The 24,995-nt window shown below is 54.6% G+C and carries 21 protein-coding genes; 18 read left to right on the top strand and 3 right to left on the bottom strand.

What is annotated here, in order from left to right; all coding sequences use genetic code 11:
- Positions 1 to 86 precede the first annotated feature (86 nt).
- The 9 genes from ACQG0T_RS16945 (at position 87) to acpS (ending at position 10,174) form a co-directional block, all read left to right on the top strand.
- Positions 87 to 1,607 (top strand): flagellin, encoded by a 1,521-nt coding sequence (locus ACQG0T_RS16945; protein WP_271040391.1) that lies wholly within the window; start codon positions 87 to 89, stop codon positions 1,605 to 1,607.
- A gap of 145 nt (positions 1,608 to 1,752) precedes the next feature.
- On the top strand, positions 1,753 to 2,685 hold the full coding sequence (locus ACQG0T_RS16940; RefSeq protein WP_048240400.1) for an RNA-guided endonuclease InsQ/TnpB family protein: 933 nt from the start codon (positions 1,753 to 1,755) through the stop codon (positions 2,683 to 2,685).
- Between the two features lie 975 nt (positions 2,686 to 3,660).
- On the top strand, positions 3,661 to 5,466 hold the full coding sequence (gene lepA, locus ACQG0T_RS16935) for a translation elongation factor 4 (RefSeq protein WP_003860714.1): 1,806 nt from the start codon (positions 3,661 to 3,663) through the stop codon (positions 5,464 to 5,466).
- 15 nt (positions 5,467 to 5,481) lie between these two features.
- A complete protein-coding gene (gene lepB, locus ACQG0T_RS16930) occupies positions 5,482 to 6,456 on the top strand; it encodes a signal peptidase I (protein ID WP_006811565.1) in 975 nt (324 codons plus the stop codon).
- A 223-nt stretch (positions 6,457 to 6,679) separates the two neighbouring features.
- Positions 6,680 to 7,360 carry a ribonuclease III gene (rnc, locus tag ACQG0T_RS16925; protein WP_003860711.1) on the top strand — a complete coding sequence of 227 codons (681 nt, stop codon included), beginning with the start codon at positions 6,680 to 6,682 and terminating at the stop codon, positions 7,358 to 7,360.
- Positions 7,357 to 8,262: a GTPase Era gene (era, locus tag ACQG0T_RS16920; protein WP_003860709.1), complete on the top strand. Its 906-nt coding sequence runs from the start codon at positions 7,357 to 7,359 to the stop codon at positions 8,260 to 8,262. Before rnc ends, era begins: the two co-directional genes overlap by 4 nt.
- A gap of 17 nt (positions 8,263 to 8,279) precedes the next feature.
- Entirely contained in the window at positions 8,280 to 8,987 is a 708-nt protein-coding gene (recO, locus tag ACQG0T_RS16915; RefSeq protein WP_015572142.1) for a DNA repair protein RecO, read from the top strand.
- Between the two features lie 75 nt (positions 8,988 to 9,062).
- Complete coding sequence (pdxJ, locus tag ACQG0T_RS16910; RefSeq protein WP_271040390.1) at positions 9,063 to 9,794, top strand: pyridoxine 5'-phosphate synthase; 732 nt, start codon at positions 9,063 to 9,065, stop codon at positions 9,792 to 9,794.
- On the top strand, positions 9,794 to 10,174 hold the full coding sequence (gene acpS / locus ACQG0T_RS16905; protein WP_023295169.1) for a holo-ACP synthase: 381 nt from the start codon (positions 9,794 to 9,796) through the stop codon (positions 10,172 to 10,174). The genes pdxJ and acpS overlap by 1 nt, the downstream gene beginning before the upstream one ends.
- Here the strand turns inward: acpS and ACQG0T_RS16900 are convergent.
- Positions 10,171 to 10,431, bottom strand: a complete 261-nt coding sequence (locus ACQG0T_RS16900) for a YfhL family 4Fe-4S dicluster ferredoxin (protein ID WP_003860704.1) — start codon at positions 10,429 to 10,431, stop codon at positions 10,171 to 10,173. The two genes, acpS and ACQG0T_RS16900, sit on opposite strands and share 4 nt — an antisense overlap.
- Positions 10,432 to 10,487: 56 nt before the next feature.
- Positions 10,488 to 11,336, bottom strand: a complete 849-nt coding sequence (locus tag ACQG0T_RS16895; RefSeq protein ID WP_023295168.1) for a MurR/RpiR family transcriptional regulator — start codon at positions 11,334 to 11,336, stop codon at positions 10,488 to 10,490.
- 118 nt (positions 11,337 to 11,454) lie between these two features.
- Between ACQG0T_RS16895 and murQ the strand changes: the two genes are divergently transcribed.
- The 4 genes from murQ to tadA are packed head-to-tail and all read left to right on the top strand — an operon-like array spanning position 11,455 to position 14,928.
- Positions 11,455 to 12,351: an N-acetylmuramic acid 6-phosphate etherase gene (gene murQ, locus ACQG0T_RS16890; RefSeq protein ID WP_023295167.1), complete on the top strand. Its 897-nt coding sequence runs from the start codon at positions 11,455 to 11,457 to the stop codon at positions 12,349 to 12,351.
- Positions 12,352 to 12,360: 9 nt separating this feature from the next.
- Positions 12,361 to 13,725: a PTS transporter subunit EIIC gene (locus ACQG0T_RS16885; protein ID WP_023295166.1), complete on the top strand. Its 1,365-nt coding sequence runs from the start codon at positions 12,361 to 12,363 to the stop codon at positions 13,723 to 13,725.
- Positions 13,726 to 13,728: 3 nt separating this feature from the next.
- Complete coding sequence (gene yfhb / locus ACQG0T_RS16880) at positions 13,729 to 14,364, top strand: phosphatidylglycerophosphatase C (RefSeq protein ID WP_023295165.1); 636 nt, start codon at positions 13,729 to 13,731, stop codon at positions 14,362 to 14,364.
- Positions 14,365 to 14,388: 24 nt separating this feature from the next.
- On the top strand, positions 14,389 to 14,928 hold the full coding sequence (gene tadA, locus ACQG0T_RS16875; RefSeq protein ID WP_023295164.1) for a tRNA adenosine(34) deaminase TadA: 540 nt from the start codon (positions 14,389 to 14,391) through the stop codon (positions 14,926 to 14,928).
- Here tadA and mltF read toward each other — a convergent pair.
- Complete coding sequence (gene mltF / locus ACQG0T_RS16870; protein WP_017692908.1) at positions 14,816 to 16,366, bottom strand: membrane-bound lytic murein transglycosylase MltF; 1,551 nt, start codon at positions 16,364 to 16,366, stop codon at positions 14,816 to 14,818. The two genes, tadA and mltF, sit on opposite strands and share 113 nt — an antisense overlap.
- 267 nt (positions 16,367 to 16,633) lie before the next feature.
- Between mltF and purL the strand changes: the two genes are divergently transcribed.
- The 5 genes from purL (at position 16,634) to glnB (ending at position 24,989) form a co-directional block, all read left to right on the top strand.
- Positions 16,634 to 20,521 carry a phosphoribosylformylglycinamidine synthase gene (purL, locus tag ACQG0T_RS16865; RefSeq protein WP_023295163.1) on the top strand — a complete coding sequence of 1,296 codons (3,888 nt, stop codon included), beginning with the start codon at positions 16,634 to 16,636 and terminating at the stop codon, positions 20,519 to 20,521.
- Between the two features lie 532 nt (positions 20,522 to 21,053).
- Positions 21,054 to 22,487: a two component system sensor histidine kinase QseE/GlrK gene (qseE, locus tag ACQG0T_RS16860; protein WP_003860691.1), complete on the top strand. Its 1,434-nt coding sequence runs from the start codon at positions 21,054 to 21,056 to the stop codon at positions 22,485 to 22,487.
- Positions 22,484 to 23,236 carry a two-component system QseEF-associated lipoprotein QseG gene (gene qseG, locus ACQG0T_RS16855; RefSeq protein WP_015572149.1) on the top strand — a complete coding sequence of 251 codons (753 nt, stop codon included), beginning with the start codon at positions 22,484 to 22,486 and terminating at the stop codon, positions 23,234 to 23,236. The genes qseE and qseG overlap by 4 nt, the downstream gene beginning before the upstream one ends.
- Positions 23,233 to 24,570 (top strand): two-component system response regulator GlrR, encoded by a 1,338-nt coding sequence (glrR, locus tag ACQG0T_RS16850; protein WP_015572150.1) that lies wholly within the window; start codon positions 23,233 to 23,235, stop codon positions 24,568 to 24,570. Before qseG ends, glrR begins: the two co-directional genes overlap by 4 nt.
- A gap of 80 nt (positions 24,571 to 24,650) precedes the next feature.
- Positions 24,651 to 24,989 carry a nitrogen regulatory protein P-II gene (glnB, locus tag ACQG0T_RS16845; RefSeq protein WP_003860685.1) on the top strand — a complete coding sequence of 113 codons (339 nt, stop codon included), beginning with the start codon at positions 24,651 to 24,653 and terminating at the stop codon, positions 24,987 to 24,989.
- The last annotated feature ends 6 nt before the right edge of the window (positions 24,990 to 24,995 follow it).

Genomic DNA, 24,995 nt, shown 5'->3' with positions numbered 1-24,995 from the left:
TTGCCGATAGTGAACATAGCGGCGCAGGAGCCAAATGGTGGAAGCCGTAAACTTAATTTAAGTTCAGTCAAATAGGAATTACTATCATGGCACAAGTCATCAATACCAACAGCCTCTCGCTGATCACTCAGAACAACATCAACAAGAACCAGTCAGCTCTTTCTTCTTCTATCGAGCGTTTGTCATCTGGTCTACGCATTAACAGCGCAAAAGATGATGCAGCGGGCCAAGCTATTGCTAACCGCTTCACCTCTAACATCAAAGGTCTGACTCAGGCTGCTCGTAATGCTAACGATGGTATTTCTGTAGCACAGACTACAGAAGGCGCGCTGTCAGAAATTAACAACAATTTGCAGCGTGTACGAGAATTGACTGTACAGGCATCTACCGGCACGAACTCTGCTTCTGATCTGTCTTCAATTCAAGACGAAATCAAATCCCGTCTGTCAGAAATTGACCGCGTATCTAACCAGACACAGTTTAACGGCGTTAATGTGCTGGCTAAAGATGGCAAAATGAATATCCAAGTTGGTGCGAATGATGGCCAAACTATCACCATTGATTTGAAGAAAATCGACTCGGCAACATTAGGGTTGACTGGTTTTGATGTTTCATCAAAAGCTACAATTTCCACAACGGCTGTCACCGGCGCTGCAACCTCTACTAAAACTTATGCTGACAGTGCTACTGCTATCAGTACCGTAGCTCTTACTTCATTAGATACTGGTGCAACTCTTGGCAATATTTTCCTTGATGAGACTGATGGATCTTACTATGCAAGTGTAACTGACTCTGACACTACGAGCGAAAACACTAGCTATAAGATTAATGTCAATCCAGATGGTACCGCTTCGCTGGGCGCTAAAACACCTACACCTGTTGGCTCAAAAGATCTCGGGGCCAATGACGGTACGGCAAAAGTTCAGACAGCGACTACTGTTACAACCCCTGGCCCTGCTGCTGATGTTACTGCTGCAAAAGCGACTCTTGCTACCGCAGGTGTTGATACCACGGATCTGAAATTAGTAAAACTTTCCTCCACAGATGCAAAAGGGAACGTAACTAGCGCTGGTTACGGTCTGCAAAACGCAAAAGGTGAAATCTATGCGACAGACTATGATGGTACCAATCCAGCAGCTGTTGCAGATGCTAAAACTATTAACTACACCGATGCTTCAGGTGCAACTGTAACTGGCGCAGCTATCACTCTTGGTGGATCCGATGGTAAAACTGAACTGGTTACCTCTGACGGTAAAACTTATAAGGCGTCTGAGCTGAGAGGTAAGGACCTTTCTGATCCAACCAATACAGTCAAAACCGTTGCAGATAATGCCAAACCATTGGCTGCGCTTGATGATGCAATCGCTATGGTAGATAAGTTCCGTTCATCTTTAGGTGCTGTTCAGAATCAGTTAAACTCAGCAGTAACTAACCTTAATAACACCACCACTAACCTGTCTGAAGCGCAGTCCCGTATTCAGGATGCCGACTATGCGACTGAAGTGTCGAATATGTCCAAAGCGCAGATCATTCAGCAGGCTGGTAACTCCGTGCTGTCCAAAGCTAACCAGGTTCCTCAGCAGGTTCTGTCTCTGCTGCAAGGCTAATTTCATATTAAGTGTCAAAGCCCCATATATGTGGGGCTTTTTTATTGGCTGAATAAGGTCGTTAAAAGTAGTCAAATCCTTTAATCAAAGCTCGCACGATGATTTAGCATTTCACCAGTTCCGCTCCGTTTATACAGGTCCAGTTGTGATTAAAAAACAGGCATTCAAATTTTTGCTTGAACCAAACAAAGGTCAGTTATCTGACTTTTTGGCCTTTGCTGGTTCCTGTCGTTTTGTTTACAACAAAGGCCTTGCTCTTCTTAACGAGAGTTACCGTTCGGGTAAAAAATTCATAGGCTACAATCAGCTGGCTTCTGAATTAGTGCAATGGAAGAATGAAGAGAGCCTTTCTTGGTTGAAAGAAGCTCCATCTCAGTGTTTACAGCAATCGTTAAGAGATTTAGACAGAGCATTCAGAAACTTTTTCACCGGCAAATCACAATATCCAAAGTTTAAAAAGAAAGGTCGGCATGATTCTTTCCGTATACCATGCCAAAGGGTTAGAGTAGATCAAGAAAAAAAACTGGTATCTCTCCCTAAAGTCGGCTGGGTAAAGTATCGCAAGAGCCGTGAAATCATTGGTGATTTAAAAAATGCAACTATTTCCCTTAATCAGGGGAAATGGTATATCAGTTTTAATACAGATCAAACAGTTCCTGATCCAATACACCCCTCTGATATCAAAACTACAATTGTACTTAATAATGTGAATAGCGTTCATCTGTCATCTGGGGTTGGCGGTGATAACACTTACCAAGCGGAAGAAAGGAAAAAGTTAATCCGTCTCAATAAAACACTGGCGAGAAGAAAGAAATACAGCAAAAATTGGCTAAAAACCAAAGGTAAAATTGATAGAGTAAGATCAAAGGCAGCAAGGATAAGACTTGATAATATCCATAAAGCAACCACGGCAATTTGTAAAAATCACGCAGTTGTTGAGGTTGTGAACTTGATGGATTCTGTATCTGCCAAGAACGATAAGACTCTGAGTATGAGATACGAATTTGTCAGGCAGTTGATATACAAACAAGAGTGGCTGGGTGGTGAAATTATTCGCCGAGAAAGTAAACTCTTGTAACGGTTTTTTCCGTGATGATGTTGTACTATGTGATGAATTTTAAGCGGCAGGGCATGTCGTTTATGCTTGTGGAGGAAGGTTAATTCAACTTCCGTTGAAGCAAGAATCTCTTGATTGTTATTGAGAATGTCAACGTCTGGTCCAATACTTTACAAGCGGAAGTATATAAGTGTGTTGAAATGGATTTGCGAGTTTTCGGTTGTGAAAGCTAAAAGCTAACTCAAAACGTAATTTATAAACTACTCGGTATCTCAACTAGTACCTCCCCTCAGTGATTCTTGAAAATAGGCTTAAAACTTACTGGGTCAGCGACAGACTCAGGTTACCAAGCTTGTTTACAAAATAGAATTACTTGACTGCTCTATTGGCTGTGTACGGAACAATGAGTGAAAATTGAAGTATAGGAGCAATTTACGAGGCAGAAAAAGAAGATAAAAAAAGCTGAGTAAAACACGCAATATCCTTAATAGAACGAGTAAAGTAAACTGCCGCCCGTCTTATGCAAAACGGGCGGCGAATGGCCGGTGATGGGGCGATAGTAAGAGTTGCAGAGCGAGCTTCGAAACTGATAAAGGCTTTGCGGTAATCGAACCTGTAATGAAGAAGACGCCAAGTGATGTGTTGTTGATTCTGTGCGACTGCCACACACAGTTTGCCAATCTGATGGGGCTGTCACTCATGACAGATGATGGCGAAGCGAGCGAAGGTGCTGCTCTGGAAGGGGGAGGTGCTTGGCAGAGTGACGTTCTTCATCAACCGCGCGCTGGGTGATGATGACTGCCCAACAATTTAATTTACATTGCTTAACTGTAGGCACTCGTTATCACTCAATGAACAGGAGATCGTATGCTGACGATTTGGGCGCTACAGTGTAATATGCATGCCAGTCGTTGATGGGGTAGTTACTGTGGAGTGTCCACCGCTGTGTCCATCAAGAAGATTTAATCCGCATAGCGAGTAAATAAATCCATATATATGAAGAACATAAGAAATTTCTCCATCATTGCTCACATTGACCACGGTAAGTCGACGCTGTCTGACCGTATTATCCAGATTTGCGGTGGCCTGTCTGATCGTGAAATGGCAGCCCAGGTTCTGGACTCCATGGACCTGGAACGCGAACGCGGTATTACCATCAAAGCGCAGAGCGTGACGCTCGACTATAAAGCTTCCGATGGTGAAACCTATCAGCTGAACTTTATCGACACCCCAGGGCACGTTGACTTCTCTTATGAAGTGTCACGCTCGCTGGCGGCCTGCGAAGGCGCGCTGCTGGTGGTGGATGCCGGGCAGGGCGTAGAGGCCCAGACGCTGGCAAACTGCTACACCGCCATGGAAATGGATCTTGAAGTGGTGCCGGTTCTGAATAAAATCGACCTGCCAGCCGCCGATCCTGAGCGCGTAGCGGAAGAGATTGAAGACATCGTCGGTATTGATGCGACCGATGCAGTGCGCTGCTCGGCGAAAACCGGTGTCGGTGTTCCGGACGTACTGGAACGTCTGGTGCGTGATATTCCGCCGCCGGAAGGCGACCCTGATGCGCCGCTACAGGCGCTGATCATCGACTCCTGGTTTGATAACTACCTCGGCGTTGTCTCGCTGGTGCGTATTAAAAACGGCACCATGCGTAAAGGCGACAAAATCAAGGTCATGAGCACCGGCCAGGTCTACAACGCTGACCGTCTGGGCATCTTCACGCCCAAACAGGTTGACCGTACCGAACTGAAATGCGGCGAAGTGGGTTGGCTGGTCTGTGCAATTAAAGACATCCTCGGCGCGCCAGTAGGCGATACCCTGACCGGCGCACGTAACCCGGCAGATAAAGCGCTGCCAGGCTTCAAAAAGGTGAAACCGCAGGTTTATGCGGGTCTGTTCCCGGTCAGCTCTGACGATTACGAAAACTTCCGCGATGCGCTCGGAAAGCTGAGCCTCAACGATGCCTCCCTGTTCTACGAGCCAGAAAGCTCAACGGCGCTGGGCTTTGGCTTCCGCTGTGGCTTCCTCGGTCTGCTGCACATGGAGATCATTCAGGAACGTCTGGAGCGTGAATACGATCTGGATCTGATCACCACCGCCCCGACGGTTGTCTACGAAGTAGAAACCACCTCGAAAGAGGTGATCTACGTCGACAGCCCGTCCAAGCTCCCACCGCTGAATAATATTCAGGAACTGCGCGAGCCTATCGCAGAGTGTCACATGCTGCTGCCGCAGGAGTTCCTCGGTAACGTGATCACCCTGTGTATTGAGAAGCGTGGCGTGCAGACCAACATGGTTTACCACGGTAACCAGGTGGCGCTGACCTATGAAATTCCGATGGCAGAAGTGGTGCTCGACTTCTTCGACCGTCTGAAGTCTACCTCCCGTGGCTATGCGTCGCTGGACTACAACTTCAAACGCTTCCAGGCCTCGAACATGGTTCGTGTGGACGTGCTGATCAACGGCGAGCGTGTGGATGCGCTGGCGCTGATCACCCACAACGATAACGCACCGTACCGTGGTCGTGAGCTGGTTGAGAAGATGAAAGATCTGATCCCGCGTCAGCAGTTTGACATTGCGATTCAGGCGGCCATTGGTAACCACATCATTGCCCGTTCAACCGTGAAGCAGCTGCGTAAAAACGTTCTGGCTAAGTGCTACGGCGGCGACGTCAGCCGTAAGAAAAAGCTGTTGCAGAAGCAGAAAGAAGGTAAGAAGCGTATGAAGCAGGTCGGTAACGTTGAGCTGCCGCAGGAAGCATTCCTTGCCATCCTTCATGTTGGTAAAGACGGTAACGGTAAATAACCTTAAGGAGTTGGCATGGCGAACATGTTTGCCCTGATCCTGGTCATCGCTACCCTGGTGACAGGTCTGTTGTGGTGCCTCGATAAGTTTATCTTCGCCCCAAAACGCCGTGAACGTCAGGCTGCCGCGCAGGCAGCCACGGGCGATGCGCTGGACGCGAAAACCCTGAAAAAAGTCGGCCCAAAACCGGGCTGGCTGGAAACAGGGGCATCGGTATTCCCGGTGCTGGCGATTGTGCTGGTGGTGCGTTCATTTATCTATGAACCGTTCCAGATCCCGTCAGGATCGATGATGCCAACGCTGCTGATCGGTGATTTCATTCTGGTTGAGAAGTTTGCCTATGGCATCAAAGATCCGATCTATCAGAAAACGCTGATCGAAACGGGTCATCCGAAACGTGGCGACATCGTGGTGTTTAAATATCCGGAAGATCCGCGGCTGGATTATATTAAACGCGCGGTAGGTCTGCCGGGCGATAAAGTGACCTACGATCCGGTGGCAAAAGAGGTGACCATTCAGCCAGGCTGTAGCTCTGGCACCGCATGTGAAAATGCGCTGCCAGTCACTTACTCCAACGTTGAGCCAGCTGATTTTGTGCAGACCTTCGCCCGCCGTAACGGCGGTGAAGCGACCAGCGGATTCTTCCAGGTGCCAAAAGGTGAAACCAAAGAGAATGGCATTCGTCTGGTTGAACGCAAAGAGACGCTGGGCGATGTTACTCACCGCATTCTGACCGTGCCCATCGCACAGGATCAGCTGGCAATGTACTACCAGCAGCCAGGCCAACAACTGGCGACCTGGATTGTGCCGCCGGGACACTACTTCATGATGGGTGACAACCGCGATAACTCTGCGGACAGCCGTTACTGGGGCTTTGTGCCGGAAGCGAATCTGGTCGGTAAAGCAACCGCTATCTGGATGAGTTTTGAGAAGCAGGAAGGCGAGTGGCCGACCGGCGTTCGCCTGAATCGTATTGGCGGAATTCATTAATTTTCGCCAAAAATAACACGTAGCGGCTTTTATTCGCCGCTACGTGAATTATTTCAGCGATAAATCTCTTTGAACTAACGACATCCCCTGTCGTTGTGTATAGAATATTCCCCCGAAGTTTAAGGTTGGCCCTGCAAGGGTGCCACGGCACACGAAACCGCGTTGGTTTTCTCAGGTCGGTTTCGTGTGCTGCATTTTTGACGCATTCATTTATTGGTATCGCATGAACCCCATCGTAATTAATCGGCTTCAACGGAAGCTGGGCTACACTTTTCATCATCAGGAGTTGTTGCAACAGGCATTAACCCATCGCAGTGCCAGCAGCAAACATAATGAGCGTCTCGAGTTTTTAGGCGACTCTATTTTAAGTTTTGTGATTGCAAATGCGCTTTATCATCGTTTTCCGCGTGTGGACGAAGGTGATATGAGCCGCATGCGCGCCACGCTGGTGCGCGGCAATACCCTCGCTGAAATCGCACGCGAGTTTGAGCTGGGTGAATGCCTGCGTCTGGGGCCAGGTGAGCTGAAAAGTGGTGGTTTCCGTCGTGAATCCATCCTTGCCGATACGGTCGAGGCATTGATCGGTGGCGTGTTCCTGGACAGCGATATCCAGACCGTAGAAAAGCTGATCCTTAACTGGTATCAGACCCGCCTGGACGAAATCAGCCCGGGCGATAAACAAAAAGATCCTAAAACGCGTCTGCAAGAATATTTGCAGGGTCGTCATCTGCCGCTGCCATCCTATCTGGTGGTGCAGGTGCGTGGCGAAGCCCACGATCAGGAATTTACCATCCATTGCCAGGTCAGTGGCCTGAGTGAACCGGTGGTCGGCACGGGTTCAAGCCGTCGTAAGGCTGAACAGGCTGCCGCCGAACAGGCGTTAAAAATGCTGGAGCTGGAATGAGCATCGACAAAACCTATTGCGGATTTATTGCCATCGTCGGACGTCCGAACGTTGGCAAATCCACCCTGCTGAATAATCTGCTTGGGCAGAAGATTTCTATCACCTCGCGTAAGGCGCAGACCACGCGTCACCGCATCGTCGGTATCCATACTGAAGGCGCGTATCAGGCGATCTACGTCGATACACCGGGCCTGCACATGGAAGAGAAGCGCGCCATCAACCGTCTGATGAACAAGGCGGCGAGCAGCTCCATTGGCGACGTAGAGCTGGTGATTTTCGTTGTGGAAGGCACCCGCTGGACGCCGGACGACGAAATGGTCCTGAACAAGCTGCGCGACGGCAAAACGCCGGTGATCCTCGCAGTCAATAAAGTGGACAACGTGCAGGAAAAAGCCGATCTGCTGCCGCACCTGCAATGGCTGGGCAGCCAGATGAACTTCCTGGACATCGTCCCGCTGTCTGCGGAAACGGGTCTGAACGTTGATACCATCGCGGGTATCGTGCGCAAGCATCTGCCGGAAGCGACTCATCACTTCCCGGAAGACTACATCACCGATCGCTCTCAGCGTTTTATGGCGTCTGAAATCATCCGTGAGAAGCTGATGCGTTTCCTGGGCGCTGAACTGCCGTACTCTGTGACGGTGGAGATCGAGCGTTTCCAGAGCAACGAGCGTGGCGGCTACGATATTAACGGTCTGATCCTCGTTGAGCGTGAAGGGCAGAAGAAGATGGTGATCGGCAATAAAGGCGCCAAGATCAAAACTATCGGAATCGAAGCCCGTAAAGACATGCAGGACATGTTTGAAGCACCGGTTCACCTGGAACTGTGGGTGAAAGTGAAATCTGGCTGGGCCGATGATGAGCGTGCGCTGCGCAGCCTCGGTTACGGCGAAGATCAGTAACCTAAGACGACGAGCATATGGATGGATGGCAGCGCGCCTTTGTCCTGCATAGTCGTCCCTGGAGCGAAACCAGCCTGATGCTGGACGTCTTCACGGAAGAGTCCGGTCGCGTGCGCCTTGTTGCCAAAGGCGCACGTTCCAGACGTTCTAATCTGAAAGGTGCCTTGCAGCCTTTCACCCCGCTGCTGGTCCGCTTTGGCGGGCGAGGGGAAGTCAAAACCCTGCGCAGTGCTGAAGCCGTCTCCCTGGCGCTTCCTCTTTCTGGTATCACGCTCTACAGCGGTTTGTATGTTAACGAACTCATCTCACGGGTTCTTGAACATGAGACCCGCTTCTCTGAACTTTTCTTTGATTACCTGCACTGTATTCAGGCACTTGCTGGCGCAACCGGCACCCCTGAGCCTGTGCTGCGTCGTTTCGAACTGGCGCTGCTCGGACACCTTGGTTACGGCGTTGATTTTCTGCACTGTGCGGGAAGCGGAGACGAGGTAGAAGACACCATGACCTATCGCTATCGTGAGGAAAAGGGCTTTATTGCCAGTGTCGTCGTCGATAACAGCACCTTTACCGGGCGCCAGCTCAGAGCACTGTATGAACGCGAGTTCCCGGACGCCGACACTCTGCGTGCGGCAAAACGCTTTACCCGAATTGCGCTCAAGCCGTATCTTGGGGGCAAACCTTTAAAAAGCCGCGAATTATTCAGGCAGTTTATGCCGAAACGCTAATGTTTTACCCCTCACCCCAGCCCTCTCCCGGAGGGAGAGGGAGAAGGTAAATGAACAAAAATACCGAGGATTGTCATGGCTGAATTACTGTTAGGCATCAATATCGATCACATCGCCACGTTACGTAATGCACGCGGTACCGCGTATCCCGATCCGGTTCAGGCGGCGTTTATCGCTGAGCAGGCTGGCGCCGACGGCATTACCGTTCACCTGCGTGAAGATCGTCGCCACATCACCGACCGGGACGTGCGCATCCTGCGTCAGACGCTGGACACCCGCATGAATCTGGAGATGGCGGTCACCGAAGAGATGCTGGCGATTGCCTGCGAGACCAAACCGCATTTCTGCTGCCTGGTGCCGGAAAAGCGTCAGGAAGTGACCACCGAAGGCGGTCTGGATGTGGCCGGGCAGCTCGACAAAATGCGCGATGCCTGCAAACGCCTGGCGGATGCCGGTATCCTGGTTTCTCTGTTTATCGACGCCGATTTCACCCAAATTAAAGCCGCTGCCGACGTGGGTGCGCCGTATATTGAAATTCACACCGGCTGCTATGCCGATGCCGAAAACGATGCAGCGCAGGCGAAAGAGCTGGAGCGAATCGCCAAAGCGGCAACCTACGCCGCGAGCCTGGGACTGAAGGTTAACGCCGGTCACGGCCTGACCTATCACAACGTAAAAGCCATCGCTGCCCTGCCGGAAATGCACGAGCTGAACATCGGCCACGCCATCATTGGCCGCGCGGTGATGAGCGGTCTGAAAGAAGCGGTTTCCGAGATGAAGCGCCTGATGCTGGAAGCGCGTCAGTAATGGCTATTCTGGGCTTAGGCACCGACATCGTTGAAATAGCCCGCATTGAAGCGGTGATCGCCCGGAGCGGCGATCGCCTCGCAAGACGCGTGCTGAGCGATAACGAATGGGCTATCTGGGAGACGCATCAACAGCCGGTGCGCTTTCTGGCAAAGCGTTTCGCGGTAAAAGAGGCGGCGGCGAAAGCGTTCGGCACGGGCATTCGTAACGGCCTGGCGTTTAACCAGTTTGAAGTGTTTAACGATGAGCTGGGTAAGCCACGTCTGCGTTTATGGGGCGAGGCGCTTAAGCTGGCGGAAAAGCTGGGCGTGGCGCACATGCACGTAACGCTTGCCGATGAACGCCACTACGCCTGTGCGACGGTGATTATCGAAAGTTAAATTTTGTCCGCATGGTGCATCAGGACAAACTTATCCCACAGCTGTTCTTCGTTCTCGACGTGTGCCGGATCTTTTAAGATCGTATTGGGAATGGGGCACACCTTCTGGCAGGTCGGCGTCTCATAGTGGCCGATGCATTCGGTGCAGCGGTCGCTGTTAATCTCATAAATGCTGTCGCCCATCGAAATCGCCTCGTTCGGGCATTCGGGTTCGCACATATCGCAGTTGATGCATTTTTTGGTGATTAACAGCGCCATCAGGAAATTCTCAGAAACATCACAAACAGGGCGGGCATTATACGCTCATTCGTTGTTCAGACCAGTTTTTTTACCAGCTCTTCGCTGTGACGAATACGCTCTGGCGCACGCTCCAGATCCTGCTGAACCAGCGCCATAAACAGCAGGTCCGTCAGCATCATCTGCGCACTCGTCGACGAAATCGCCGCACTGCGAGTGGCCTGTTCCTCGGCAATGGTATACAGACAGCGGGTGGCCCGTTGCTGGAGCGCATTCGGGCTGAAGCCAGTAATCGCCAGAATTTTTCCTCCTACGCGCAGGGCTTCGTCGGTAGCCATATTAATTTCACGACGCTCGCCGGAATAGGAGATGGCCAGCAGTAAATCGTCAGGATCCATGGCCTGCACGGTCGCCAGCAGCGCGTGCATATCCTGTTCAACGATGGCGTTATAGCCGATTTTTGTCAGCTTCCAGCCAAAGTTACGCGCAACCAGTCCGGAGGCGCCGATCCCGGTCAACACAATACGCCGCGCGTCGCGAAGCATGGCTACGCTTTCCAGCAGCTTCTCTTCCGTGTTCACATCCAGCGAGGCATGCATTGCCGCCACGTTCTCTTTGATCAGCTTTTCGCCGACCAGACGCATCGGATCGTCGCCGCGGATCTGGTTATGCACCGGCATTGACTGCGGATTAGGGTTGCTTACCAGTGCTTCACTGATCGCCAGTTTTAGCGCCGGAAAGCCTTTATAGCCTATCTTTTGGGCAAATTTCACCACACTCGACTGGCTCACCCCGGCTTCGCCTGCCAGCTGCTGGGAGCTGAGGTGTCGCGCGCGATCGGGCTGGGAAAGCAAATAATCCGCCAGCTTTTTGTCACTCTGGGCAAACCCTGCGTAGCGCTGGCGAATACGAATTAAACAGTTCATACGGTCTCCTGGCGAAAATGTGATTACCCGCGCAAATACGAATTTTGCTCGCCTGAATGAATTTTATATTCCATTATAGTGCGTTTATTATGAATTAAAAATTCCAGAGGTAAATAACATGAATCTAGGCTCTCTTGTTTCTGAAACGCGTAACCCGCAAACCATGGATCTTGATGCACTGTCCACGCTGGAGCTGGTAAACCGCTTTAATCAACAGGATACCCTCGTCGCGCTGGCAGTCAAAGAGACATTGCCCGAGGTGGCGAAAGCCGTAGACGCCGCTGCCGACGCTCTGAAAGCAGGAGGACGCATTATTTACATGGGGGCGGGTACCAGTGGGCGCCTCGGTGTGCTGGATGCCTCAGAATGTCCGCCGACCTTTGGCGTTCCGCACGGTCTGGTCGTTGGCCTGATTGCCGGTGGCCCCGGCGCGCTGCTGAAAGCGGTGGAAGGGGCAGAAGACAATAAACAGCTTGGGGAAGACGATCTCAGGGCGCTGAACCTGACCGCGCAGGATCTGGTCGTCGGGCTGGCGGCTTCTGGTCGTACGCCGTACGTCATTGGTGGGCTGGAATACGCCAGACAGACGGGATGTACCACGGTGGCCATCTCCTGTAACCCGGGTTCGCCGATTGCACAGGTGGCCGCCATTGCCATCTCTCCGGTCGTCGGGCCGGAAGCGCTCACCGGCTCCACGCGCCTGAAATCGGGAACCGCGCAGAAGCTGGTGCTCAATATGATCTCCACCGGCGCGATGGTGAAATTTGGCAAGGTCTACCAAAACCTGATGGTGGATATGCAGGCCACCAACGTCAAGCTGGTGGACAGAGCCTGCCGCATGGTGATGGAGGCGACAGGGGCAGGTCGGGAAGAGGCGGAAGCGGTACTCAAACAGACCGATTACGACGTTAAACCCGCCATTCTGATGATATTAACCGGGCTGGATGCAGCCGCGGCCAGAGCCAGGCTCGAAGCCCATCACGGGTTTTTACGGGCGGCATTAGAACACCAATAAGAGGCGTGTATGGACAAAACAGCAGCGCTCGCCAGCGACATCCTGCTTGGGATCGGTGGGGAAAAAAATATTCAGCGTCTGGAAAACTGCATGACGCGTGTACGCGTCGAGGTGCACAACGACGAAAAGCTTGATTTAACGCGCCTGAAGCAGCTCCCCGGCGTGAGCGGGTACGTTAAACAGGGGCAACAGCACCAGCTGATTGTCGGTCCGGGCAAAGCGGCGCAGGTGGTTGATGCCATGCGCGCCCTGATGACGGGCGGTGAAACGGCTCCCACCTTTGACGACGCGGAACGCACCAAAGCGCAGGCGAAAGCCAAATACAAAGCCCCCATGAGCGATGCGCTGCGCCAGCTGGCAAACGTCTTTATTCCTCTGATCCCGGCGTTTATCGCGTCGGGGCTGATCACCGGGATTATCAATATCCTCAAGCGTCCGGATATTGTCGGGAATTTTGCCACCCAGTATCCGAACCTGCTGGGTATTCTGGCGATTTTCGGCAGCGCGGTGTTTGCCATCATGAACATTCTGGTGGGGGTGAACACGGCCAAAGTGTTCGGCGGCTCGCTGGCGATGGGCGGCGTAATGGCGGGTATCCTCTCCAGCCCGCAGCTGGCGCAGATTACGCTGTTTGGCGAGGCGCTTCAGCCTGGCCGCGGTGGGGTGATTGCCGTGCTGCTGGTGGTCATTCTGATGTGCTGGATCGAGAAAAAGCTGCGCGCGGTGCTGCCCGGCTCGATTGAACTGATCCTCAACCCGCTGCTGACCACATTGATTACCGGGAGCGTGGCGATTGTGGCGCTGCAACCGTTAGGCGGCGTGATCTCTGAAGCCATCGCTCACGGCGCGTCTCTGGCGATCGATCGCGGCGGGCTGCTGGTGGGGGCCGTGCTGTCCGGGACCTTCCTGCCGTTAGTCCTGACCGGTCTGCATCAGGGGCTGGTGCCGATCCACGTCGAACTGGTACAGGCGCACGGCTATAACGCACTGCTGCCGATCCTGTCGATGGCGGGTGTTGGGCAGGTCGGCGCGGCCATCGCGGTGCTGATGAAAACCCGCAACGCGCGTCTGAAAAAGGTCATAAAAGGGGCGCTGCCGGTCGGGTTACTCGGTATCGGCGAGCCGCTGATTTTCGGCGTGACCTTGCCGCTGGGTAAGCCGTTCCTGGCCGCCTGTCTCGGTGGCGCGGTGGGCGGGGCGTTAATCAGCTACTGGAAAGTGGCGACCGTCATTACCTTCGGGATCTCCGGTTTACCGCTGGCATTAACCATCGTGACCGGAAAAGTCATGCTCTATCTGTTAGGCTATCTGGTAGCGGTGATCGCCGGGTTCCTGTTTACCTGGCTGTTAGGATTCAACGACCCAGAGGAGTAAGGTTTGGCCAGTCACGAGCGTCGCGTTGTCTTTTTTGATCTGGATGGAACGCTGCATCAGCAGGATATGTTCGGCACCTTTATGCGCTACCTGCTGCGGCGCCAGCCCCTTAACGCGTTGCTGGTATTACCCCTGTTACCCGTTATTGGCATCGCGCTGCTGGTGAAAGGCCGAGCAGCGCGCTGGCCGATGAGCCTGCTGCTCTGGGGATGCACGTTTGGTCATAGCGAAGCGCGCCTTAAGCAGCTCGAACAGGATTTTGCGCACTGGTTTCGCGGGCACGTCGCCGCGTTTCCCGTGGTACAGGCGCGCCTGACCAGCTATCTCGACGCCAACGATGCTGATATCTGGCTGATTACCGGCTCCCCGCAGACGCTGGTGGAGAAGGTCTATTTTGATACGCCCTGGCTGCCGCGCGTGAATCTTATTGCGACACAGATCGCGCGCGGCTACGGCGGCTGGGTGCTGACTATGCGCTGCCTCGGACATGAAAAAGTGGTACAGCTGGAGAAACGTATCGGTACGCCGCTGCGTCTGTACAGCGGCTACAGCGACAGCAAGCAGGACAACCCGCTGCTCTATTTTTGCCAGCATCGCTGGCGCGTTACTCCCCTCGGTGAACTTCAGCAACTCGAATAGTCTTATCTATAAGGGCTGTGTATAATGCCGCCCGCTTTTCGACTGGAGTATCAACCCTTGTCCAACCCTGAACACAATCATGAATACTGGATGCGTCACGCGCTGGCGCTGGCTCAACGCGCCTGGGACGAGGGCGAAGTGCCCGTGGGCGCGGTGCTGGTTCATAACAACCAGGTGATTGGGGAAGGGTGGAACCGTCCGATTGGCCGTCACGATCCTACCGCGCATGCTGAAATTATGGCGCTGCGTCAGGGCGGACTGGTGCTGCAAAACTATCGTCTGCTTGATACCACCCTGTATGTCACCCTTGAGCCGTGCGTAATGTGCTCCGGGGCGATGGTGCACAGCCGAATCGGTACGCTGGTGTTTGGCGCGCGGGATGAAAAGACGGGCGCTGCTGGTTCACTGATGGACGTACTTGGGCATCCGGGGATGAACCACCAGGTGAAAACTATCGGCGGGGTACTTGCACCAGAATGTTCGGGTCTGTTAAGTGACTTTTTTCGAATGCGTCGGCAGCAGAAAAAGCAACAAAAGGCAGAATTGAAACCGCAGGATGATTAAGCTCGTCCGGTGCGACCACCGGATAGCTTTCAGCCAGCTGTTGCGCCTCGGCCGCCTCTTTTTCTTTCTCCAGCAGATATCCCACCAGGCTTATCTGGTACTTACGAATATTTTCCACGTAGGCATACGCTTCATGCCCGCGCGCATAGCCGTACGTCAGCTTCTGGTACCACTGTTTCTGGCTAAGCAGCGGCAGGCGCTGTTTTACATCTGACCAGCTGTCCGGGTTACCTTTGGTTTTCGCCGTCAGCGCCCGCGCGTCGAGCATGTGCGCATAACCCATGTTATAGGCGGCCAGCGCAAACCAGATACGCTCCCCTTCCGGGACCGTCTCCGGCACTTTCGCCATCATATCCTGTAAATACTGCGCGCCGCCGCTGATGCTCTGTTCCGCATCGGTCCGGTCGCTGATGCCGAGGCTCTGGGCGGTATTTTTGGTCAGCATCATCAACCCGCGCACGCCCGTGGGGGAGGTGGCCTGAGCATCCCAGTGCGATTCCTGGTAGGAAATCGCCGCCAGCAGCTTCCAGTCAATCTCCTGGGCGTACTTCTCAAACAGCGGTTGCAGATCCGGCAGCACGCTGTCCACCGCGCGCAGGAAGGTGCGGGTGTCAACGTAATCAAAATCGTCTCCGTGACCGAGATATTTCTCTTCCAGGCGCGCCAGGGTGCCGTCTTCATTGATGGAATTAAAGAAATCGAGCATAGCCGCAGAGACGGTTTGATCGTCGTCCAGCTGGGTAAACCAGGTCACCGGCTGTTCGTCGGTCACATCCAGCGCCACGGCAATTTCAGGATGAACGCGCTGGAAAAGGCTGATCGCCACCGAATCAGCAATGGTATAGGCCAGCTTTTTATCTTTTACCTGCTCCAGTAATTCGGTCGTGCCGAGTTTAGGATCGACCGTCCAGCTGAGGTTCGGGTATTTTTTCTCTTTCAACGCCCGCAGATCGTCAATCACCACATGGCCTGGCGCAATGGTCAATTGCTGGTCGGTGATGTCGGCCAGTGAGCGCGGGCGCAGGCTACCCACACGATAAACCACCTGCTGCGACACGGAGTAATAGGTCGGGCCCGGCTGATAGTTTTTGCTGCGTTCGCTGTTGTACACCAGACCTGCGGCGAGAATATCGGCACGGTCATGGTCCAAATCATCAAACAGCTGGTTGATGTTCTGCCGCACGGTAACTTTCAGCTTCACGCCCAGATAGTCCGCAAACAGCTGTGCCAGTTCGTAATCAAGACCGATAGTTTTACCGTTGATATCGTCGTAAATAAGCGGGGAGGAGAGGGTACTGACGCGCAACTCCCCCCGCTCCTGAATGGCGGCGATACGGTTTTCGGCCTTGCCGAACCAGGGGATAGACGGCCAGAGGGCCACTGCCAGCAGCAACGTAACAATGCCGATGAGCAGATAATTAATCTTTAATTTTTTCAATTAGTTAATTCTCTGCGACGCCGGTTGCCTCAGTGTGCTGTAGTCATGTTAAGAATAGAGTTTGCCATTGATTGAGCGGCATTTTGCGCAAAGTAGCGCCAGTTGGCAACCAATTAGAGAGACAGGTCACATCTATTGTTAAACATAAAGGATGATTTTATTTCGACGCAAACGGTTTCGTCGGCGCTCAGGATTCTCTATAATGACGCCCGTTTTCCCCCCTTGCGCACACTGTAAGCGCCCCGGCGCTTCGAAGACGAGAGACTTATGATGGAAATTCTGCGTGGTTCGCCTGCACTGTCTGCCTTCCGTATTAACAAACTGCTGGCACGTTTTCAGGCGGCCGACCTTCCGGTAAGCAATATTTACGCTGAGTATGTCCATTTTGCTGACCTGAACGCCCCCCTGAATGCAGAGGAGCGCGTACAGCTGGAACGCCTGCTTAAATATGGCCCAAGCCTGAGCAGCCATACGCCGACCGGCAAATTAATCCTCGCCACGCCACGCCCTGGCACCATCTCCCCCTGGTCTTCCAAAGCCACCGACATCGCTCACAACTGCGGCCTGAGCCAGATTAACCGTCTGGAGCGCGGTGTGGCGTACTATGTGGAAGCGTCAACCCTGAGCGACGCGCAGTGGCAGGTGGTTGCCGCAGAGCTGCACGACCGCATGATGGAGAGCGTGTTTGATTCTCTGGATGATGCGCAGAAACTGTTCTCCCACCATCAGCCTGCGCCGGTACAGAGCGTGGATCTGCTGGGGCAGGGGCGTCAGGCGCTGATCGACGCAAACCTGCGTCTTGGTCTGGCGCTCGCAGAAGATGAAATCGACTACCTTCAGGATGCATTCGTTAAGCTGAATCGCAACCCGAACGACATCGAACTGTATATGTTCGCGCAGGCCAACTCCGAGCACTGCCGCCACAAGATTTTCAACGCCGACTGGATTATCGACGGCGAACAGCAGCCGAAGTCGCTGTTCAAAATGATCAAAAACACCATGGAGCAAACCCCTGACCACGTGCTGTCTGCCTATAAAGACAACGCCGCGGTGATGGAAGGTTCCGAGGTGGGCCGCTTCTTCGCCGACCGCGAAGCAGGGCGCTATGACTTCCATCAGGAGCCTGCGCATATCCTGATGAAAGTGGAAACCCACAACCACCCGACGGCGATTTCTCCGTGGCCGGGTGCAGCGACCGGCTCCGGCGGTGAGATCCGTGACGAAGGTGCGACCGGTCGCGGCGCGAAACCCAAAGCGGGTCTGGTCGGTTTCTCCGTTTCCAACCTGCGTATCCCGGGTTTTGAACAGCCGTGGGAAGAAGATTTCGGCAAGCCAGAGCGCATTGTCACCGCGCTGGATATCATGACCGAAGGCCCGCTGGGCGGCGCGGCGTTCAACAACGAATTTGGTCGTCCGGCGCTGAACGGTTACTTCCGTACCTACGAAGAGAAAGTGGACAGCCACAACGGCGAAGAGCTGCGCGGCTACCACAAACCGATCATGCTGGCGGGCGGGATTGGCAACATTCGCGCCGATCACGTGCAGAAAGGCGAGATCGTCGTCGGCGCGAAGCTGATCGTGCTCGGCGGCCCGGCAATGAACATCGGTCTGGGCGGCGGGGCAGCCTCGTCTATGGCTTCCGGCCAGTCTGATGCGGATCTCGACTTCGCGTCCGTGCAGCGCGACAACCCGGAAATGGAGCGCCGTTGTCAGGAAGTGATCGACCGCTGCTGGCAGCTCGGCGACGCCAACCCGATTCTGTTCATCCACGACGTGGGCGCGGGCGGACTCTCTAACGCTATGCCTGAGCTGGTGAGCGACGGCGGTCGCGGCGGACGCTTCAACCTGCGCGATATCCTGAGCGATGAGCCGGGCATGAGCCCGCTGGAAATCTGGTGTAACGAATCCCAGGAGCGCTACGTGCTGGCGGTTGCCGCCGATCAGCTGCCGCTGTTTGACGAGCTGTGCCGCCGCGAGCGCGCGCCGTATGCGGTCATCGGTGAAGCGACCGAAGAGCAGCACCTTTCCTTAAGCGACACCCACTTTGACAACCAGCCGATCGATCTGCCGCTGGACGTGCTGCTCGGCAAAACGCCGAAGATGACCCGCGACGTGCAGACTCGCAAAGCGGCGGGCAAAGCGCTGGATCGCCAGGGCATCACCGTGGCAGAAGCGGTTAACCGCGTGCTGCACCTGCCTGCCGTGGCAGAGAAAACCTTCCTGGTGACCATCGGCGACCGTACCGTGACCGGTATGGTGTCGCGCGATCAGATGGTCGGCCCGTGGCAGATCCCGGTCGCTAACTGCGCCGTGACCACCGCGAGCCTCGACAGCTACTACGGCGAAGCGATGGCGCTGGGCGAACGCACGCCAGTGGCGCTGCTGGACTTCGCCGCTTCTGCCCGTCTGGCGGTCGGTGAAGCGCTGACCAACATCGCCGCGACGCAGATTGGCGATATCAAACGCATCAAACTTTCCGCGAACTGGATGGCCGCTGCCGGTCACCCGGGCGAAGATGCCGGCCTGTACGAAGCGGTGAAAGCGGTGGGTGAAGAGCTGTGTCCTGCGCTCGGCCTGACCATTCCGGTGGGTAAAGACTCCATGTCGATGAAAACCCGCTGGCAGGAAGGTAACGAGCAGCGCGAGATGACCTCTCCGCTGTCGCTGGTGATCACCGCGTTTGCGCGCGTGGAAGACGTGCGTCATACCGTTACGCCGCAGCTTTCCACTGAAGATAACGCCCTGCTGTTGATTGACCTCGGCAAAGGCCATAACGCACTGGGCGCCACCGCGCTGGCGCAGGTTTACCGCCAGCTCGGCGATAAGCCAGCCGACGTGCGCGACGTCGCCCAGCTGAAAGGCTTCTACGACGCAATTCAGGCGCTGGTGGCGCAGCGTAAGCTGCTGGCCTACCACGACCGTTCCGATGGTGGCCTGCTGGTGACGCTGGCAGAGATGGCCTTCACCGGTCACTGCGGCGTTGAAGCAAACATTGCCACGCTTGGCGAAGACCGCCTGGCGGCGCTGTTTAACGAAGAGCTTGGCGCGGTCATTCAGGTACGCGCCGCAGATCGCGACGCGGTGGAAGCGATTCTGGCGCAGCACGGTCTGGCAGACTGCGTACACTATCTCGGTAAAGCGGTGCAGGGCGACCGCTTCGTGATTGAAGCCGACGGCCACGCGGTGTTCAGCGAAAGCCGCACCACGCTGCGTATGTGGTGGGCGGAAACCACCTGGCAGATGCAGCGCCTGCGTGACAATCCGGAATGCGCCGATCAGGAACACAACGCGAAGGCGAACGACAACGATCCTGGCCTGAACGTGAAGCTCAGCTTCGACATTAACGAAGACATTGCCGCGCCGTACATTGCGACCGGTGCGCGTCCGAAAGTAGCCGTGCTGCGCGAGCAGGGTGTTAACTCCCACGTTGAGATGGCGGCGGCCTTCCACCGGGCGGGCTTTGACGCCATCGACGTCCACATGAGCGACCTGCTGGCCGGGCGTACCGGGCTCGATGATTTCCAGGCGCTGGTCGCCTGCGGGGGGTTCTCCTACGGTGACGTGCTGGGCGCGGGCGAAGGCTGGGCGAAGTCTATTCTGTTCAACAGCCGCGTGCGTGACGAGTTCGAAACCTTCTTCCACCGTCCGCAGACGCTGGCGCTGGGCGTGTGTAACGGCTGTCAGATGATGTCTAACCTGCGCGAGCTGATCCCGGGCAGCGAAGCCTGGCCGCGCTTTGTGCGTAACCAGTCTGACCGCTTCGAAGCGCGCTTCAGCCTGGTAGAAGTGACCCAAAGCCCGTCTCTGCTGTTGCAGGGAATGGTCGGTTCACAGATGCCAATCGCGGTTTCGCACGGTGAAGGTCAGGTTGAAGTGCGTGATGCGGCGCACCTGGCTCAGCTTGAAAGCAAAGGACTGGTAGCGCTGCGCTTTGTTGATAACTTCGGCAAGGTCACCGAAACCTATCCGGCTAACCCGAACGGTTCGGCAAATGGCATTACCGCCGTCACCAGCGAAAGCGGTCGGGTGACGATCATGATGCCGCACCCGGAACGTGTCTTCCGTACCGTTAGCAACTCCTGGCACCCGGAAAACTGGGGCGAGGACAGCCCGTGGATGCGCATTTTCCGCAACGCGCGTAAACAACTGGGTTAAGTTTCAACGCCATGACTGTAGGCCCGGTAAGCGCGAGCGCCACCGGGCTTTTTAGTACCTGTCGCAAAATCGCGACAATCCTCTGGGTTAAGTGTCTCCAATAAGAGACACTTAACTTATTGATTTATATATGTCAGGACGGGTTCCCATTAAGGTGTTGCTTAATAGCGACACTTAGCCTGGAAATCATTCACCTGACAATCAATGCATTTTAATAATAAAACTATTATTAATCATAAGGATAGTATCAATTTTTGCAATCTGGCACGCACGTTGCATAATAGTAACCAGTGGCTCATTCACCTTCTTATGTCAGCCCCTTCGGGACGTGCTACATAAACTTCGAATGACGCACAAAAAGGTGCCTGCCGTCCAACTACTGATTATTGCAATGCTTTATCAGGCCAGGGCGAAACGTCGAGTTAGGCACCGCCTTATTCCATGACAAAGCCGGGTTTTTACCCGGCTTTGTTGTATCTGAAGGGCAGACTCAGTTACGCTCTCCTCAAACCCGGATGATGAGAGTAATGTGTTGAAACGCTGGCCCGCTTTCCCTCGCTCCCTGCGACAGCTCGTTATGATGGCCTTCCTGCTGATCCTGCTACCTTTACTGGTTCTGGCGTGGCAGGCATGGCAAAGTCTGAATGCGTTAAGTGCCCAGGCGGCCCTGACTAACCGCACCACGCTTATTGATGCCCGCCGTAGCGAGGCAATGACCAACGCCGCGCTGGAGATGGAGCGTAGCTATCGCCAGTATTGCGTGCTGGACGACCGCACGCTGGAGAGGGTCTATCAGAACCAGCGTAAACGCTACAGCGAAATGCTGGATGCCCATGCCGGGGTCTTGCCGGATGACAAACTCTATCAGGCGCTGCGTCAGGATCTGAACGATCTGGCGCAGCTCCAGTGCAAAAACAGCGGTCCTGATGCCGCCGCCGCCGCCCGACTTGAAGCCTTCGCGAACGCCAATACTGAGATGGTGCAGTCCACCCGTACGGTTATCTTTTCCCGTGGCCAGCAACTCCAGCAGGAGATTGCCGAGCGCGGCCAGTTCTTCGGCTGGCAGGCGCTGGTGCTGTTCCTCGTCAGCCTTGGGCTGGTACTGCTCTTTACCCGCATGATTATCGGCCCCGTAAAGGGGATCCAGCGGATGATTAACCGCCTGGGGGAGGGCAAATCTCTCGGGGATACGGTTGTTTTTAAAGGCCCGCGCGAGCTGCGCTCGGTCGGTCAGCGTATCATCTGGCTTTCTGAACGCCTGGCGTGGCTGGAATCGCAGCGTCATCAGTTCCTGCGCCATATCTCACACGAACTCAAAACACCGCTGGCCAGTATGCGTGAAGGCACGGAGCTGCTGGCAGACGAAGTAGCGGGGCCGTTAACCCCTGAGCAAAAAGAGATCGTGGCGATTCTGGATGCCAGTAGCCGCAATTTACAAAAACTTATTGAACAACTGCTGGACTATAACCGCAAGCTGGCGGATGGTGCTGTGGTGCTTGAAAGCGTTGAGATTGAACCGTTGGTGGACATGGTGATCTCCGCCCATAGCCTGCCAGCAAGAGCTAAAATGATGCATACCCAGGTGGATCTCAATGCGCCTTCCTGCCTGGCAGAGCCGATGCTGTTAATGAGCGTACTGGATAATCTTTATTCCAATGCGGTGCACTATGGTACTGAATCCGGTACCATTTATATCAGAAGCAATAACAACGGTTCGCGGGTATTTATTGACGTAGCGAATACGGGAAGCCCGATTCCGGATGATGAAAAAACGATGATCTTTGAGCCCTTCTTCCAGGGGAGTCATCAGCGAAAAGGTGCGGTAAAAGGAAGTGGTCTGGGGCTGAGTATTGCCCGCGACTGCATACGACGCATGCAGGGTGAGCTTAACATCGTCAGTGATGAACGCGCCGATGTCTGTTTTCGTATCGAACTGCCTCTTGAGCCGGAAAAATCAATGAAATGAATAACAACCTGGTGAGTATGTCACACGTCTTTTACCGCGCACTGCGCGCGGTGTTTTCCAGCAAAAATGTGCGCCTGAGCCTGCCCTGCTTACTGCTGGCCGGCTGTGTAACCCATGCGCCGAAAAGTGCAATTAGCCACAAACAGGAAGATAAATGGCCGCAAAAACAGCTGGCCGATTTCCTTTCAACACGTTGCGATGATATCTGGAACCTGTCGGGGCGTGATGTTGAATCCAATCCGCTGTTCTGGCTGCGCGGAATAGACTGCGCCCAGCGGCTGGCGCCCGCCGAGGCCCGTGCCCAGGCGGCGATGCTGGTGGACGATACCTGGCAGGACGCGTTTAAACGTGGGATCGTGATGGCGGATGCCAGAATCACGCCTGTCGAACGCCGCGCCAACGTGACGCGGCTGGATACTTACGTGATCAATATTCCCCCGCAGGTGCGCCCGGTCTATCAGCTCTGGCGGGATGGACAAACCCTGCAATTACAACTGTCTGAAGAGCGTTTCCGCTACAGCAAATTGCAGCAGTCGAGCGACAGCGAGCTTGATGCGCTTCGCCAGCAGCAGGAGTCGCTGCGCGAGCAGCTGGAAACCACCACCCGCAAGCTCGAAAATCTGACCGATATCGAAAGACAGCTCTCGACGCGTAAGCCGGCAGGCAGCTATCTGCCCGATGGGTCGAAAGGCAACTCTGCCACGACGCCAGACAGTGAGACGCCGAAACAAGAGGATGTGAAGCCATGACAAGCCGTAAACCTGCCCATCTGTTACTGGTGGATGACGATCCCGGGCTGTTAAAGCTGCTGGGAATGCGTCTGGTCAGCGAAGGCTACAGCGTGGTCACCGCTGAAAGCGGGCAGGAGGGGCTGAAAGTGCTCAGCCGCGAGAAAATCGATCTGGTGATCAGTGATTTGCGCATGGATGAAATGGATGGCCTGCAACTGTTCACGGAGATCCAGAAGCAGCAGCCCGGGATGCCGGTGATTATCCTCACCGCTCACGGCTCTATTCCTGATGCGGTGGCCGCGACGCAGCAGGGGGTATTCAGCTTCCTCACCAAACCAGTGGATAAAGACGCCCTCTATAAAGCAATCGACAGCGCCCTTGAGCATGCGGCGCCATCCGGCGACGACGCCTGGCGTGAATCCATCGTGACGCGTAGCCCTGTGATGCTGCGCCTGCTGGAACAGGCGCGGATGGTGGCGCAATCCGACGTTAGCGTGCTGATCAACGGCCAGAGCGGGACCGGGAAAGAGATCCTGGCCCAGGCTATCCACAACGCCAGCCCGCGCAGTAAAAATGCCTTTATTGCCATCAACTGTGGCGCGCTGCCGGAACAGCTGCTTGAGTCTGAGCTCTTCGGCCATGCCCGCGGCGCCTTTACCGGCGCGGTGAGCAGCCGTGAAGGGCTGTTCCAGGCGGCTGAGGGGGGCACGCTGTTTCTTGATGAAATTGGCGATATGCCCGCGCCGTTGCAGGTCAAACTGCTGCGCGTGTTGCAGGAGCGAAAAGTGCGTCCGCTTGGCAGCAACCGCGATATCGATATCAACGTGCGTATTATTTCCGCTACCCATCGCGATTTACCCAAGGTGATGGCGCGCAACGAGTTCCGTGAAGATCTTTACTATCGACTGAATGTCGTCAACCTGAAAATCCCGGCGCTGGCCGAGCGTGCGGAAGATATCCCGCTGCTGGCAAATCACCTTTTGCGCCAGGCCGCTGACCGCCACAAACCATTCGTGCGCGCGTTCTCCACCGATGCGATGAAACGCCTGATGACCGCAAGCTGGCCGGGCAACGTACGCCAGCTGGTGAACGTGATTGAGCAGTGCGTGGCGCTGACTTCATCACCGGTGATCAGCGATGCGCTGGTGGAGCAGGCGCTCGAGGGGGAAAACACGGCCTTACCGACGTTTGCGGAAGCGCGAAACCAGTTCGAGCTGAACTATCTGCGTAAGCTGCTGCAAATCACCAAAGGCAACGTGACCCACGCGGCGCGCATGGCCGGGCGTAACCGTACCGAGTTTTATAAATTGCTCTCACGTCACGAGCTGGAAGCGAACGATTTTAAAGAGTAATACCGCAAAATTCGCCTGAATATGATACTGTGAGCAACCGATTACGAGGCTGCTTACTGGCAAGAGTTTAAGGACCCACCATGAAAAAGATTGATGCGATTATTAAACCTTTCAAACTGGATGATGTACGTGAAGCGCTGGCAGAAGTAGGCATCACCGGGATGACCGTAACTGAAGTGAAAGGTTTTGGTCGTCAGAAGGGCCACACCGAGCTATACCGTGGCGCAGAGTACATGGTGGACTTTCTGCCGAAAGTGAAAATCGAGATCGTGGTGAGCGATGATATCGTCGATACCTGTGTGGATACCATCATCCGCACGGCGCAGACCGGTAAAATTGGCGACGGGAAAATCTTCGTCTTTGACGTGGCGCGCGTGATCCGTATCCGTACCGGCGAAGAAGACGACGCGGCGATTTAACATTCT

It is taken from the genome of Enterobacter cloacae complex sp. 302F9 (assembly GCF_050030335.1).
Taxonomy (GTDB): Bacteria; Pseudomonadota; Gammaproteobacteria; order Enterobacterales; family Enterobacteriaceae; genus Enterobacter; species Enterobacter hormaechei_C.
Note: the sequence above shows the minus strand (reverse complement) of the source record. Positions and strands in the feature narration are given on the sequence as shown.